Source organism: Acinetobacter nosocomialis NIPH 2119 (assembly GCF_000368085.1).
Taxonomy (GTDB): domain Bacteria; phylum Pseudomonadota; class Gammaproteobacteria; order Pseudomonadales; family Moraxellaceae; genus Acinetobacter; species Acinetobacter nosocomialis.
Window position 1 is genome coordinate 3,428,418 of sequence record NZ_KB849239.1, and the last position, 13,342, is coordinate 3,441,759.

The window sequence follows — 13,342 nt, forward strand, 5'->3', positions numbered from 1 at the left end:
TTTTTACCGTTAATCAGTTTGACGTTTTTGGCAAATATAATAAGCTTTTTTGCCCTTTTTAGCCCCTTAGTTGCAAGAGATACTCAAAGCTTCCTTCTTCACTACAGTAGGTGTTGAGCATGAACATCGCAGGTATGACGGCAGAAAAATCATATTTAAATCGTCGAAAAGCGTTGGGTATTACAGTGCGTCGCCTTGAGTTTAATCCTCAAGCAATCAAGCGCTATTATTTTGCAAATTCGCCTTTAATGTCCCATTTTTTAACTGCACTCTCTTCAACATTTCCCGTAGGAGAACAGTTTTTTGTAAATAGCGTGCGTAATGTACGTGACAAAGTTTCCGATCCCCAATTGCAGGCACAAATTGCAGCTTTTATTGGACAAGAAGCGATGCACTCGAAAGCGCATGGTGAATTTAATGAGGCTTGGCGCCGTGATGACTATAATTTGGATCGTTTTCAAGCGTGGTTGAATGAGCGTGATAAATATTTAAGAACAATTTCTCCTAAGCTACAGCTGGCATTGACATGTGCATTTGAGCATTTTACGGCTTTGCTTGGAGGATATATTTTACAGCATCCTGAATTATTAAAAACTTTGGACCAAGATGCGCTAAAGCTTTGGGTCTGGCATGCTATTGAGGAAATCGAGCATCGTTCAGTTGCATTTGATGTGTACCAACATGTCTATGGTGATGATCGTATTCGCCGTTTACTCATGCGTAGTGTTACTACGGGATTTGCGAGTCTTGCTTTCTATGGTACGACGCGGTTATTTTGGCAAGATAAATGGAAAAGTTTGCCTAAAATGGGCGGAAATATTTTTGGTGTGTATTTGCTTGTTAAAATGATTATACAACTGACACCTGAATATTTTGCTTATTACAGAAAAGACTTTCATCCGAGTCAAAAAAACTATGGCCAGATGGTCGATTATTGGAAGAGTTATTTGGCGGATGAATATCAAATGACAAGTTTCCACGAGGAAACAAAGTTAAGACCAAGCTAGAATAAAAAACCGGATTTAAAGATCCGGTTTTTTTTAAATCTATAAAATAAAAGCAACACAATAATGCCAAATTCATCATACAATCGAGACAAGAGGTTAAAAATATAAAGAAAAACTTGAGGATAAAGTGACGATGAAAACGTTTAAACAACTTGTAATCGCGACAACACTTGCAAGCACCTTACTATTTTCCGGCTGTGGCTATAATACTTTACAGGTCAAAGATGAGGCTGTAACAGCGGCTTGGTCTGAGGTACAGAACCAATATCAACGTCGATCAGATTTAGTACCAAATCTTGTAAACGTAGTTAAAGGTTATGCTAAGCACGAAGAGCAAGTATTAACTGAAGTAACTCAGGCACGCGCAAATGTAGCAGGCTTGAAGGTCGATAAAGAAGTATTGGAAGACCCAGCATTACTTGAAAAATATCAACAAGCGCAAAGCCAGTTAACTGGTGCATTATCTCGACTGATTGCTGTTTCAGAAAATTACCCAGACTTAAAAGCCAATACCCAATTCCAAGAATTACAGGTTCAGCTTGAGGGTACAGAAAACCGAATTGCTGTGGCACGTAATCGTTATATTACAACTGTTCAAGACTATAACTCTTATGTCCGTCAGTTCCCACAAGCTGTAACAGCGAAAGTGATTGGTATGCATCCAAAAGCTAATTTCTCTGCAGAAGCATCGGCTCAGCAGGCTCCAAAAGTTTCTTTCGATTAATTTAAATCAAGGAAGAGCCGCATGAGAAATACTATATTGCTTCAGTTTAAGCAAATTAAGGTGTTTGTTATTACCTTAATAGTGCTCTGCTGCAGTGTTCTGTTTCAGAGTGCGGCTTGGAGTGAGAATAATATTGCCACTGCTAAAGATGAAACTGATACTGTGGTGGCAGGTAAAATTATTCAACAGCAGCAAGCTCAAGCATCGAAACCTAAAATCAATGAGCAGGCTGCTTCAAGTGCCGCGCCTCAAGCTCAGGTTGCGAATGACATGGCTGATGGTGAATCAATTCGCGGTTTACCAACATTAAATCAGCCTGTTATTGATCAAGCCAATATTTTGAGTGAAGCTGAAAAGCAGCAACTCAATCAGAAAATTTTAAATCTATACCAGCAAGGTAAGGCACAAATAGGTATTGTGATTGTACCGACCACAGGCCAAGAAGATATATTTGATTACGCTTTACGTGTCGGCGAAAAATGGCAACTTGGTTCGAGTAAACGAGATAATGGTTTACTTATCGCAGTTGCTATTAATGATCATAGAATACAAATTTTGACTGGATATGGTTTAGAAGGCGTATTGCCTGATATTGTGGCAAGTCGAATTATTCGAAATCAAATTACACCTTATTTTAAACAAGCCCAATATGCTCAAGGATTAAACGCTGGTCTTGATGAAATCGGAAGGATTTTAAATCTAGATCCGGAAGTTGCTCAGCAAGCTGCTCAAGATTTAAAAGAGCGCCAACATCAGGCTGCCGAAGAACAACAAGCCAAACAAACTACTTTGACAATGGCGTTGTTTATTCTTATTGCCGGAATTGTAGGCTCTTTTATTGTTGGTCGACCTCTCAGTGCTTCTACAGCAGGTGTTGCTGCCGCGGTAGCAGGCTTTGTAAACGGTGCTGGCTTGGTCACTAGTTTACTACTTGGATTTGGTATTTTCTTTTTACTTATTACCTCAATTGCCCAACTTATTTTACAGGCTATTTTAAGTGGTTCTGGTGGGGGTGGACGCGGAGGCGGCGGCGGTGGTGGCGGCGGCGGTTATGGCGGCGGTGGAGGTCGTTTTGGTGGTGGAGGTGCTTCAGGGTCATGGTAACAACATCAGAAACAACACAAATTATTACTCAACCAAAAATTGAGGAATATGTAGAGCCAAGCTTAAAACGTTGGTTTAAGCATCTTTGCTATTTTCCTGCTAGTAGCCGCTATTTTAGTAAAAGGGTTAAACAAGCTATTGCTGAAGCTGTTCAACAAGCAGAACTTGGTCATGTTGGTGAAATACAGGTCGTTATAGAAGGGCATATTCCTTGTTCACAAGCATATAGGCAGAACACGCGCTTAAGGGCGCAACAATTATTTGCAGAACTTGGGGTTTGGGATACTGAACTTAATAGCGGTGTACTGCTCTATTTAAATTTATGTGAACGCACAGTAGAAATTATATTTGATCGTGGTATTCGAAGCGCGACGACTGAGCAGGTATGGCAACAGATTTGTGAGTCTATTGTGCAGCAGCTTAAACAAAAGCAGTATCTACAAGCTGTAGTGATTGGGGTTCAGCAAATTGGTGATGTGATGTCTCGGTTTTACGATGAAAATATGCCAGATCAGAATAATGAATTGGGTAATGCACCTATCATTATTAATTAAATTATCTACACAAAATCTAGCTGTTTTAAAAAATTTGGACAATAAACTGACTGACAAAAAATGTCATCTAATCATGTATTTTTAAAGAGATTTTTGTCACATTAAAAAGTAAAAAAAAGAAATAGGCTGTGAAGAAATTTTTATTAGTGATTTAATTCTAAAAAAATTATAGTGACAATTTTTGTCACTTATTTACTGCTTTAGTATTCCGAATAAGTTTAGAATATTTATAAGTTTTTGTTTTTTAATAAAAATAAAAGTTGGCATGGTTGCTGCAATATATTCTATAGCTCAAAAAGCTTATATAAAAACATACATACAATCTTTGGGGAAAAGGCTATGAATGCACAAAAAGGTTTTACATTAATTGAACTTATGATCGTTGTAGCGATTATTGGTATTTTAGCAGCGATCGCGATTCCTGCTTATCAAAACTATATTGCTAAATCTCAAGTAAGTACAGGACTAACTGATATTACCGCTGGTAAAGCTAATACTGAAACTAAATTAGCAGAAGGTTTAACTGCTAATTTAACAAATGCTACTGATGTAGGCTTGCAAGCTTCAAGCAATGCTTGTTCTTCAATTAGTGTGTCAGTTGCTACTACTGGATTAACATCAATTGAATGTACATTACAAGGCACTTCACAAATTAGTGGCAAGAAAATTTCTTGGGAACGAACAGCTGATAGTGCTACAGCAGGGACTACAGGAACATGGCGTTGTAAAACTGATGTAGCTGATAATTTACGTCCTAAATCATGTGGTGCATCATAAAAAATTTAGTTCTATAAAGAAGAGAGGCTTAGGCCTCTCTTCTTACTTAGTGAATAAAATATGCTAAAAAAGAATATTATTTTATTATTAATGGGAATTTATCTCATTATTGCTTTAATGGGATATCAAATAGGGTGGTCTAGTTCACAATACGATGAACTCCGCTTATTACAATTTCCTCTAGCCTTGTATGCGTTATTAAGCCTAATCTTTACAAAAAAAATAGAATATTCGATTTACACTAAAATTACTTTTTTTATTATTGCAATATTAATATCGATTCAACAAATAAATTGGAATATCTTCCAGTTTCAAGAATTATGGTCAGCCATAGCATTATTATTTATATTATCTATTTTAGTATTTGAGTTAAAAGGTAAAACTTATCTACAACATGTCATAGCTTTGATTATAGTTTCAGCATTAATTCCATGTTCATTTATTCTTATTTCTATCATTAAATTTATTTTTACTAAACAATGGTATGACTGGCAGTTTAACTCGGGCACGATTCGGATCTATGATAGCGTTATTGTTCCTCTATTTTTCTTCCTGATTTTTTTAAAAAATAACAAATATCCTCATATCGATTATTTCTATCCAATCACAATTTTCTTTTTTTCTCTAGCCTGGTTTTTTGATGGTGCACGTTCTGCTTTGTTTGCAATCATAACTGGTCTAATAATATTTTTCCTTTTATCAAAAGAAAATCGTAGATTGGTGCTAAAAATATTTTTGTATATATTTTCAGCTTTTATAGTTTATAAAGGTACAGCTTATTTTGCAGATAAAAATACGATGACTGTAATGCGATCAGGTACATCTTTACGTGCCGAAATGTGGCATTTTGTATTTGAGCAATGGAAACAGCATCCCTTTAGTGGAGTGGGAGGGGGATATTTATCTAGAATCCAATATCAATATGGCCATCATATACATAATCTTTATTTAAGATTAATTTTTGAATGGGGAGCGATTGGATATATATTTCTAGTTTGGATGACTTATCAACTAGTAAAATTATTTTTGAATAAGGGAAGTTTACCCATTGCAAAAGCTGGTGTTACTGCAATTTTAATTGATGCAATGTTCTCTGGTAGCATGGTATATCCAACTTCACAAATCGCTTGTATATTTTTTATAGCTTTTGCATTTTCTCAAAGGAAAGTAACTTCTAGTTCTCAATTTTCTTTTTTGTCTACCAAAGTACTTATCAGCTTATGGGGGGCTTTATTTTTATACATTACAATAACTTATTTAGGGCAAGATTTAATGTGTTGGGGATGCAGCAGTTATGTGGGAAGAATGGCTCCAAACTTTTGGGAATATGGCGGAACTGAACATCTAATTCCAACTACCCAGATTCCATAATTTATCTTGGGGATACTATAGTTCGACTAAGATGCGCTAGCTTTATTACATTTCTTTTTAAAGCTTCCATGTATAATTCTTCTCAAGTTTTTGGTCTGTAACCTGTCACTATGCAAGTATTCTTTTTATTCCTCGCAGCAATCCTGTTAGGTTTTGCATGGCTATCTCCATTTCACTATAACCCTTGGGTGATGTTTTCTAGTGAAATGAGTACCTTTGCGGCAGGTCTAAGTGCCGTAGCTGCACTTTTTTATCAAAATATAAAAATTCCGCGGGCGCAATTATTACTATTGCCATTTATTTTAATTCCAGTGGTGCAGTGGGCTTTTGGTCTGGTTTTTGATTTTAGTACAGCTTTGTTAAGTTCACTTTACTTATTAGGCTTTTGGTTTATGGTTGTGGCTGGCTATAACCTGTCATTAGATTATCAGCAGCGGGACCAAATTTTTACAGGGTTTAGCCTGCTTGCTGTTATTGTTTCAGTTGTAACTAGCTTTATTGCGGTTTGCCAGTGGTTAAATATTGATACGCATTTTGCACATATGTTGCATTTAATTGGTAATCGACCTTACGGTAACTTTGGCCAACCCAATAATATGGCAACCTTTCTCATTATGGGGTTATTAGGATGCTTATATTTATATGAAAAGAATAAGGCTTCAGTTTGGTTACTCTTGCCATCAGCACTAACTATTTTATTTGCAGTTGTCCTAAGTCAATCACGCACTTCTTGGATTGTTTTTCCATTTTTACTCACCTATTGGGCTATTAAGCAATTTAACAAACCGAAGCGTTTTGGACTTTTTCAAGGCTTATTATGGTGTGCTGGCTTTTTCCTCATGGCGAGCTTAGTTTTACCATTTCTTACAAGCTTAATTGAGGCATGGTCGCATACAGATATAACTCAGGCGAGTAGCTTGGCTGAACGGGCAAGCTCGGGTTATTTGCGTTTTAATATCTGGACGCAAATGTTACTCGCTGTACAGCAGCATCCTTGGTTGGGATATGGGTGGAATCAAACTAGTGTTGCTCAAATGTCCGCTTATGCTCTTTTTCCAACGACAGAATGGACGACCAGCGCTCACAATGTGTTGCTAGATCTTATTATTTGGAATGGTATTCCAATTGGTATCGTGATTATTGCTTACTTTACATGTTGGTTGTTTTGGTTAAATCAACAAGCGAAAGAAACAATTTCGATTATTGCAGTGATGATGGTCTGTACAGTACTTATTCATGCCATGTTAGAATTTCCGCAGCGTTATGCTTATTTCTTACTGACTTGTGGCTTTTTATTGGGTGTAATTCAAGCACAGACTCCAATACTGAAAGGTTTTGTACTAGGTAAACATCTTCTGCATTTAATTTGGGGTGTTAGCTTAATACTTATGATCGCAATTTGGCGTGATTACAACGTATATGTCATGAATAGTAATTTACTATTTAAAAATAAGCAGCCAAATGCCGAGCTTATGGGAAGTGACCAGATTTTTGTTCTAACCCAATTTGAGCAGCGTTTAAAGTGGATTGCGCTTAATCCTCATGTAACTTTATCTGAAGCAGAGTTAATTCAATGGGGAAATTTTGTGAAGAACAAAGCAACCCCCTATAATTTACGTAAATATGCTCAGTTACTTGCTTATAATGGAAAAATAGATCAGGCAGAGCGACAAATATTTATTTTGCAGCACCTTTATGGACAGCAAATAACACTGCCGCAATTATTAAAAGATAAATAAAAAAATCCCCTTGTATTCAAGGGGATTTTTTTATGAGAAATTACATTTGGCTCTGGATATAATTCTCAATACCCACACTACCAATAAGATCAATTTGAGTATCTAACCAATCCCAATATTCTTCCTCTTTTTCTAAGATTTCTTGTACCAAATCACGCGTTACATAGTCTTGTTCGGTTTCGGCTAAAGCGACCGCTTTCTGAATTGCTTCAATATTTTCTTTTACTTTACGGATGTCGCATTGCAGAACTTCTTCTGTATGTTGACCGATATACAATTTACCTAAGTGTTGAAGATTAGGGAGACCTTCTAAAAATAAGATACGTTCAATAATCTTGTCGGCATGCTTCATTTGACGAATTGATTCTTTATATTCAGCAGAACCCAGTTGTTCAATTCCCCAGTCATTAAACATGCGAGAGTGTAAAAAGTATTGGTTAATTGCAGTTAAATGATGATACAGCACTTGGTTAAGCTGATTAATTACATCACGATTGCCTTTCATTGTAGCTACTCCAAAACAATTTCTGCCTTAATCCAATTAAGGCAATCTATGAATTCATTTTAGTGAACATTCACGGATATGGCGAGTAATTTATAGAACAGCAAATGAAAATCGCAATCAAAAACAACACAATATTGGTAAAGCTGAATTTCCTTCCAAAAAAAACCGCTTGAATGAGGAACAGTTAACGTTCCGCAAAAAGCGGTGGAGGAGTCAATAATTTACTGTTAAATACTAATTTTTATTATGCAGCTACAGAAATGCGCGCAGCAATTTCTGCTAATTCTTCACTAATAATAGCACGTGCTTCTGGTGCACAGCGTCCACAGCAAGTACCGAGGTCAAGCAAATCGCGAATTTCACGATAGCTTTCAGCGCCATTTTCAATAGCGTCTTTAATATCCTGATCGGTAATGCCACGACACAAGCAAACGTACATGGGAGTAATCCCCAAATATAAATGCGATAATTGATATTATTGATAATTATTATCGTTTGTCAATGAAATTCATTTAAAATCTCATTTATCTTTATTGGGATTTTGGATAAAAAAATACCGCCTAAGCGGAAATCTAATGGTTGTTTAGATTTCTAAGCATAGCGGTATCTAATTTTAGAACTAAATATTTAGGGATTATTTTTTCCTTAAATATTTATCTTATTGATTAATAATTACAATTCCATCCATTTCTACTAATGCGCCTTTAGGTAGACTTGCTACCCCAAGTGCTGCACGAGCTGGGTATGGCTGAGCAAAATATTCGCCCATAATTTGATTTACAAGCTGGAAATTAGATAAATCAGTAAGGAAAATATTGAGCTTTGCAATATCTGCAAGTGAGCCACCCGCAGCTTCACATACTGCTTTGAGATTATCGAATACACGGCGGATTTGAGCTTCAATACCGTCTACAAGTTCCATACTGTAAGGGTCTAAACCAATTTGCCCTGATAGATAGAGTGTGTTACCTACTAAAATAGCTTGAGAATATGTGCCGATAGCAGCAGGGGCATTTTCAGTATGAATGACTTGGCGGGACATTTGGTTCTCCTTGATTAAATCTTTTTCCATCATAATCGATGATAGGTTTTGACAAAAGTATCATCGATTTAATTAATTAGGTGCTTATGGAAAGTTAGATTTTAGTAAAGTAGAACAATTTTTAGCTGACTTTAGAAACTTCTGCTTGTGGAGCAGGGGCATCCAAACGCTCAATACGTGGGAATCCATAGTGCATTCGTAAATCACGAATGACTTTCGCAATATGTTTACGATTGTTGACTACAATATTGACGAAAGTACGTTGCTCATTGGAATGCACCATTTCCACCCCCGCATTATTTTTACGGCATTGATAGATGAGATCTGATACCTGTTCATCATTCATTGCCATATAAATCGCAAGGTAGGCTGTAAATCGTACATCATCTACATCATCTGCTTTCCATTGAAGCGGCATAATATTTTCTGGATGTAGATGTTGTTCATGAAGTAAATTATGACAACGAATACGATGCACAATTAGGCCACGACGTGTTAAATGACCTTGAATTAAATCACCTAAAATTGGGTTACAGCAGTGAGCATATTTAACATCGATACCTTCAGTACCTTGAATTAATCGGTCCGAATTTTCTACTTGTGGATGTTTATCATTTGCAAACAAGTGGTTGGCTACAAGTTGAGGAAGTAAATCTCCAACTGCAATTTGCTCAAATAATGCATTTTTATTGTCAATATGACGCCATTGTAAGAGGTCTAGCCAATCTGCATCTGAAAGGTCGTTGATTGAACGATTAAAGAGTTTCAAAGCGCGTGAAAGTGCTTGGGCACCTACTAAGCGTTGTTCTTCAATATCTTGATCTTTGAGCACGTGTTGTAAAGCACGACGAGCTTTCTGAGTATTAATAAAGCTAAGCCAATCTGGATTTGGAGTTGCTAAAACATCAGTAATAATCTCAATAACTTGTCCACTGACTAGGGGTGTTGAAAGTGGCTTAATTTCACCATCAACTTTCGCACCTACCGCATGGTTACCCAAGAAAAGACTGGCTGAATAGGCAAAATCAACTACTGTTGCACCTTGTGGTAATTCATGTAATTGACCATGTGGGGTATAGACCCAAATTTTTTCTTGATGTAGATAATCAAGTAAATCGTTAAAAGTTGTCTTAGCACATTCACTATCAATGAGTGTATTTAAATTTTGCATTGATGCCTGAATGGCAGAGCGACAAGTTTGTGGAGCATTTTCACCTAATACCACACCAAAACGGGCAGCTTTACGCATCAATTCAGTTTGGATGGTGAGTGATAACGTAGTTTTTTCGCCTTTGAGCTTAATCAGTAGAGACTGATTCCCGCCAGGTAGTGGACGGCGGATATGATCTTGATACTGGATGACTTGGAAATTTTCTTTTAATGCTGCCACTAAGCGGTCGCAGTCAGCAATAGACTGTAAAACGATTTCAAAAGCATGACTATGAGTCAGCTCTTGTAAATCCATTTCGTTTTTAACGAAATGGCGTAATAACTCAATATTATTATTTTTCTTTTTAATACGACCTTGAATGTGATAATTGTGCAGAAGCTCTGCAAGATTTTGTTCCCAAATACTTTGATATTTACATCGTTCGGGTTTGGTTTGAAGTAAAGCATTTTGAACGTTATCAAACATATCTAAATCAAGATTTTGATAACATAAATTTTCAAGATTATCGGCCATTTCATTCATGCCGACTAATCTTGCCATAGGTACAAAAATATCAAAAGTTTCTTGCGCGATACGAGCACGTTTATCGGGACGCAGAGCACCCAATGTGGTCATATTATGATAGCGATCAGCTAGTTTAATAATAATAACACGTGGATCTTGTAAGGTTGCTTGCAGAATTTTTCTGAAAGATGCGGCTTTATTATATTCTTTATCGCTTGACTGGCTTAGCTTAGTTACGCCATCAACGAGTTCTGCAACTGTTTGCCCAAAGCGCTCAATAATATCATCTTTGGTATATTGAGTATCTTCAATGACGTCATGTAAGAGCGCTGCCATTAAAGTTTCCGGATCTAAACGCATATTAGCTAAGATACAGCTGACAGCAATAGGATGCAAAATATAAGGTTCACCACTTTTACGGGTAATACCAGTGTGTGCCAGATCTCCAAAATCACAGGCAGCAAGCACTTTCTCGACTTCACTTACTGATAAGTAAGGTTCGATAATTAATTTGAGCTGTTGCTTGGCTTGGCTGACCTCTTCGCCTGGCATAGACCACCCTTTTTCTGTTACTTAAAAAACTAAATCTATCTACTTCTTAATGAAAAGCATATTGCGGAACTTGTCAATTTTTTCGTTTGAAAAAGTGTATTTTTTTTTCAATGAAAATAATTGCTTTTGCCAATATGTTTTTAAATATAAAGAAGCCAAATAAAAAACCATCGCAAAGAAACGATGGTTTTTTATAGAAACAGGAGTAATTAGAAAGAAAAACCTTCTAAATTTAAACTGTTTGTAGAAAGGGCAAGATCAAGACTAGAAGTTTGATAATCTTGCTCACGTTGTTTAAGAATTTCTTTCGTTACGTGACCTACAGCGATTTCGCGTAAAGCAACAACTGTTGGTTTGTCGTTATCCCATTCTACAGTTGGCTCCATGCCTTGACGTGCCAATTGACGAGCACGTTTACTTGCAACGAGCACAAGCTCAAAACGGTTGTCTACATGATCTAAACAATCTTCAACGGTGACGCGTGCCATAAAAGTTCTCGTTTTGGAATGGTAAATTTGAACAGACTAAATAGTATAAAAGGCTTTCGTTCTAGACTCAAGTTATTCCTGTTTTGGTTGAGGAGTAATCAAGTCCTGAATTAATGCTTGGTGTCTATTTGCTTGTTGAGATAACACTAAGCGGTTTGCAGTAATTACTGCTTCAAGCTCATGAAGTGCTTTATTAAAGTCATCATTAATAATAATGTAATCAAAATTTACATAGTGTTGCATGTCTTCCACAGCACAGCTTAAGCGATGTTCGATAACTTCCACAGAGTCTGTGCCACGGTTAGATAACCGTTGACGTAAATCGAATTGAGTAGGTGGTAAGATAAAGATCTGTTTAGATTCAGGAAAGAGTTTACGTACTTGCTCAGCACCTTGCCAGTCAATTTCAAGCAAGACATCATGCCCTTGAGCTAATTGTTGTTTAACAGTTGCTTGAGAAGTGCCGTAGTAGTTACCAAATACTTCAGCGTATTCAATAAATCCACCTTGATTTACTTGGTCTAAAAAGACATCTTTTGTTGTGAAATGATAGTGAACACCATCTAACTCACCTGGTCGTTGACCTCGGGTAGTATGCGAAACTGAAACATGTAAATTGCTCACACGGTCAAGTAGGGCTTTCACCAAAGATGTTTTGCCCGTTCCTGATGCAGCAGAAACGACAAACAATAGACCCGACATGATATTTTTCCTGATATGATAAAATATCTTCGCTATTGTAGTGTACCGTGCGTTTAAACTGAATAGTTTTAACTGCAAATATTTACGAGAACTTCCCCTGTTTTATTAATTTTGAGGCTGTTATGGAAATTGTGTTAGCTAATCCGCGTGGTTTTTGTGCCGGTGTTGATCGAGCCATAGCAATCGTCAATCGGGCTTTGGAATGTTTTAATCCACCTATTTATGTGCGTCATGAAGTTGTCCACAATAAATTTGTGGTAGATGACTTACGTCAAAGAGGGGCTGTTTTCGTTGATGAGCTGGATCAAGTGCCAGATGATTCTATTGTAATTTTCAGTGCGCACGGAGTTTCAAAAGCGGTTCAGCAAGAAGCAGAGCGTCGAGGTCTCAAAGTTTTTGATGCGACTTGTCCGCTTGTTACGAAAGTGCATATTGAAGTGACTAAATATGCCCGTGAAGGTACAGAAGCGATTTTAATTGGTCATGAAGGGCACCCAGAAGTGGAAGGAACAATGGGGCAATATGACAAATTAAAAGGCGGTGACATTTATTTGGTCGAAGATGAAGCCGATGTAGCAGCGCTTGAAGTCAGACATCCAGAAAAATTAGCTTTTGTTACACAAACGACTTTATCTATTGATGATACTGCGAAAGTCATTGATGCTTTGCGTGCGAAGTTCCCTAAAATTCAAGGGCCACGCAAAGATGATATTTGTTATGCAACTCAAAATAGACAAGATGCCGTACGTGATTTAGCTGAAAAATGCGATGTCGTATTAGTTGTTGGATCACCTAATTCATCAAATTCGAATCGTTTACGAGAGCTTGCTGAACGCATGGGCAAAGCTGCCTATCTAGTAGATAACGCCGATCAGCTTGAACAATCATGGTTCAATGATACTTGTAAAATTGGCGTTACAGCAGGCGCTTCTGCTCCAGAAATTTTAATTAAACAAGTGATTCAACGTTTACAGGACTGGGGAGCCCAAGCACCTAAAGAGTTAGAAGGGCGTGAAGAAAATATTACTTTTAGTCTTCCTAAAGAATTACGTATTCATGTGACTCAAGCATAAAATGTGACTTGTTTAACATGCTGATTTTA

General features: G+C 37.0%; 15 protein-coding genes. 8 read left to right on the forward strand and 7 right to left on the reverse strand.

Annotated elements, in window-relative coordinates:
• Nucleotides 1-119 precede the first annotated feature (119 nt).
• From F984_RS19835 to F984_RS19865, 7 genes are all read left to right on the forward strand, one after another.
• Complete coding sequence (locus F984_RS19835) at nt 120-1,007, forward strand: metal-dependent hydrolase (RefSeq protein WP_004711671.1); 888 nt, start codon at nt 120-122, stop codon at nt 1,005-1,007.
• 133 nt (nt 1,008-1,140) lie between these two features.
• On the forward strand, nt 1,141-1,731 hold the full coding sequence (locus tag F984_RS19840) for a LemA family protein (protein ID WP_002051712.1): 591 nt from the start codon (nt 1,141-1,143) through the stop codon (nt 1,729-1,731).
• A 21-nt stretch (nt 1,732-1,752) separates the two neighbouring features.
• Complete coding sequence (locus F984_RS19845) at nt 1,753-2,835, forward strand: TPM domain-containing protein (RefSeq protein WP_004711673.1); 1,083 nt, start codon at nt 1,753-1,755, stop codon at nt 2,833-2,835.
• Nucleotides 2,829-3,389, forward strand: a complete 561-nt coding sequence (locus tag F984_RS19850; protein WP_004711674.1) for a TPM domain-containing protein — start codon at nt 2,829-2,831, stop codon at nt 3,387-3,389. The genes F984_RS19845 and F984_RS19850 overlap by 7 nt, the downstream gene beginning before the upstream one ends.
• A 339-nt stretch (nt 3,390-3,728) precedes the next feature.
• Nucleotides 3,729-4,166 (forward strand): pilin, encoded by a 438-nt coding sequence (locus F984_RS19855; protein ID WP_004711677.1) that lies wholly within the window; start codon nt 3,729-3,731, stop codon nt 4,164-4,166.
• A 60-nt stretch (nt 4,167-4,226) separates the two neighbouring features.
• Nucleotides 4,227-5,537 carry an O-antigen ligase family protein gene (locus F984_RS19860; RefSeq protein WP_004711679.1) on the forward strand — a complete coding sequence of 437 codons (1,311 nt, stop codon included), beginning with the start codon at nt 4,227-4,229 and terminating at the stop codon, nt 5,535-5,537.
• Between the two features lie 110 nt (nt 5,538-5,647).
• Nucleotides 5,648-7,276 (forward strand): PglL family O-oligosaccharyltransferase, encoded by a 1,629-nt coding sequence (locus F984_RS19865; RefSeq protein ID WP_004711680.1) that lies wholly within the window; start codon nt 5,648-5,650, stop codon nt 7,274-7,276.
• A 40-nt stretch (nt 7,277-7,316) separates the two neighbouring features.
• Here F984_RS19865 and bfr read toward each other — a convergent pair whose 3' ends face one another.
• From bfr to gmk, 7 genes are all read right to left on the reverse strand, one after another.
• Complete coding sequence (bfr, locus tag F984_RS19870; protein WP_000678123.1) at nt 7,317-7,781, reverse strand: heteropolymeric bacterioferritin subunit Bfr; 465 nt, start codon at nt 7,779-7,781, stop codon at nt 7,317-7,319.
• 244 nt (nt 7,782-8,025) lie between these two features.
• Entirely contained in the window at nt 8,026-8,220 is a 195-nt protein-coding gene (locus tag F984_RS19875; RefSeq protein ID WP_000289091.1) for a bacterioferritin-associated ferredoxin, read from the reverse strand.
• Between the two features lie 219 nt (nt 8,221-8,439).
• Nucleotides 8,440-8,823, reverse strand: coding sequence for a RidA family protein (locus tag F984_RS19880; protein ID WP_002051728.1), 384 nt, complete (start codon nt 8,821-8,823; stop codon nt 8,440-8,442).
• Between the two features lie 121 nt (nt 8,824-8,944).
• Nucleotides 8,945-11,050, reverse strand: a complete 2,106-nt coding sequence (locus F984_RS19885; protein ID WP_004711681.1) for a RelA/SpoT family protein — start codon at nt 11,048-11,050, stop codon at nt 8,945-8,947.
• Between the two features lie 39 nt (nt 11,051-11,089).
• Complete coding sequence (locus F984_RS22840) at nt 11,090-11,221, reverse strand: hypothetical protein (RefSeq protein ID WP_102990545.1); 132 nt, start codon at nt 11,219-11,221, stop codon at nt 11,090-11,092.
• A gap of 38 nt (nt 11,222-11,259) precedes the next feature.
• Entirely contained in the window at nt 11,260-11,538 is a 279-nt protein-coding gene (gene rpoZ, locus F984_RS19890) for a DNA-directed RNA polymerase subunit omega (RefSeq protein ID WP_000135049.1), read from the reverse strand.
• Between the two features lie 72 nt (nt 11,539-11,610).
• Nucleotides 11,611-12,240, reverse strand: coding sequence for a guanylate kinase (gmk, locus tag F984_RS19895; protein WP_002051739.1), 630 nt, complete (start codon nt 12,238-12,240; stop codon nt 11,611-11,613).
• Nucleotides 12,241-12,362: 122 nt separating this feature from the next.
• Between gmk and ispH the strand changes: the two genes are divergently transcribed.
• Complete coding sequence (ispH, locus tag F984_RS19900; protein WP_002051768.1) at nt 12,363-13,313, forward strand: 4-hydroxy-3-methylbut-2-enyl diphosphate reductase; 951 nt, start codon at nt 12,363-12,365, stop codon at nt 13,311-13,313.
• Nucleotides 13,314-13,342: the final 29 nt, after the last annotated feature.

What these genes read in the sequence shown, in the direction of transcription:
- F984_RS19845 (WP_004711673.1), top strand. Translation starts at nt 1,753, where the DNA reads ATGAGAAATACTATATTGCTTCAGTTTAAGCAAATTAAGGTGTTTGTT.
- F984_RS19865 (WP_004711680.1), top strand. Translation starts at nt 5,648, where the DNA reads ATGCAAGTATTCTTTTTATTCCTCGCAGCAATCCTGTTAGGTTTTGCA.
- gmk (WP_002051739.1), bottom strand. Translation starts at nt 12,240, where the DNA reads ATGTCGGGTCTATTGTTTGTCGTTTCTGCTGCATCAGGAACGGGCAAA.
- F984_RS19885 (WP_004711681.1), bottom strand. Translation starts at nt 11,050, where the DNA reads ATGCCAGGCGAAGAGGTCAGCCAAGCCAAGCAACAGCTCAAATTAATT.
- F984_RS19860 (WP_004711679.1), top strand. Translation starts at nt 4,227, where the DNA reads ATGCTAAAAAAGAATATTATTTTATTATTAATGGGAATTTATCTCATT.
- rpoZ (WP_000135049.1), bottom strand. Translation starts at nt 11,538, where the DNA reads ATGGCACGCGTCACCGTTGAAGATTGTTTAGATCATGTAGACAACCGT.
- F984_RS19855 (WP_004711677.1), top strand. Translation starts at nt 3,729, where the DNA reads ATGAATGCACAAAAAGGTTTTACATTAATTGAACTTATGATCGTTGTA.
- bfr (WP_000678123.1), bottom strand. Translation starts at nt 7,781, where the DNA reads ATGAAAGGCAATCGTGATGTAATTAATCAGCTTAACCAAGTGCTGTAT.
- F984_RS19880 (WP_002051728.1), bottom strand. Translation starts at nt 8,823, where the DNA reads ATGTCCCGCCAAGTCATTCATACTGAAAATGCCCCTGCTGCTATCGGC.
- F984_RS19875 (WP_000289091.1), bottom strand. Translation starts at nt 8,220, where the DNA reads ATGTACGTTTGCTTGTGTCGTGGCATTACCGATCAGGATATTAAAGAC.
- F984_RS22840 (WP_102990545.1), bottom strand. Translation starts at nt 11,221, where the DNA reads ATGGTTTTTTATTTGGCTTCTTTATATTTAAAAACATATTGGCAAAAG.
- F984_RS19840 (WP_002051712.1), top strand. Translation starts at nt 1,141, where the DNA reads ATGAAAACGTTTAAACAACTTGTAATCGCGACAACACTTGCAAGCACC.
- F984_RS19850 (WP_004711674.1), top strand. Translation starts at nt 2,829, where the DNA reads ATGGTAACAACATCAGAAACAACACAAATTATTACTCAACCAAAAATT.
- F984_RS19835 (WP_004711671.1), top strand. Translation starts at nt 120, where the DNA reads ATGAACATCGCAGGTATGACGGCAGAAAAATCATATTTAAATCGTCGA.
- ispH (WP_002051768.1), top strand. Translation starts at nt 12,363, where the DNA reads ATGGAAATTGTGTTAGCTAATCCGCGTGGTTTTTGTGCCGGTGTTGAT.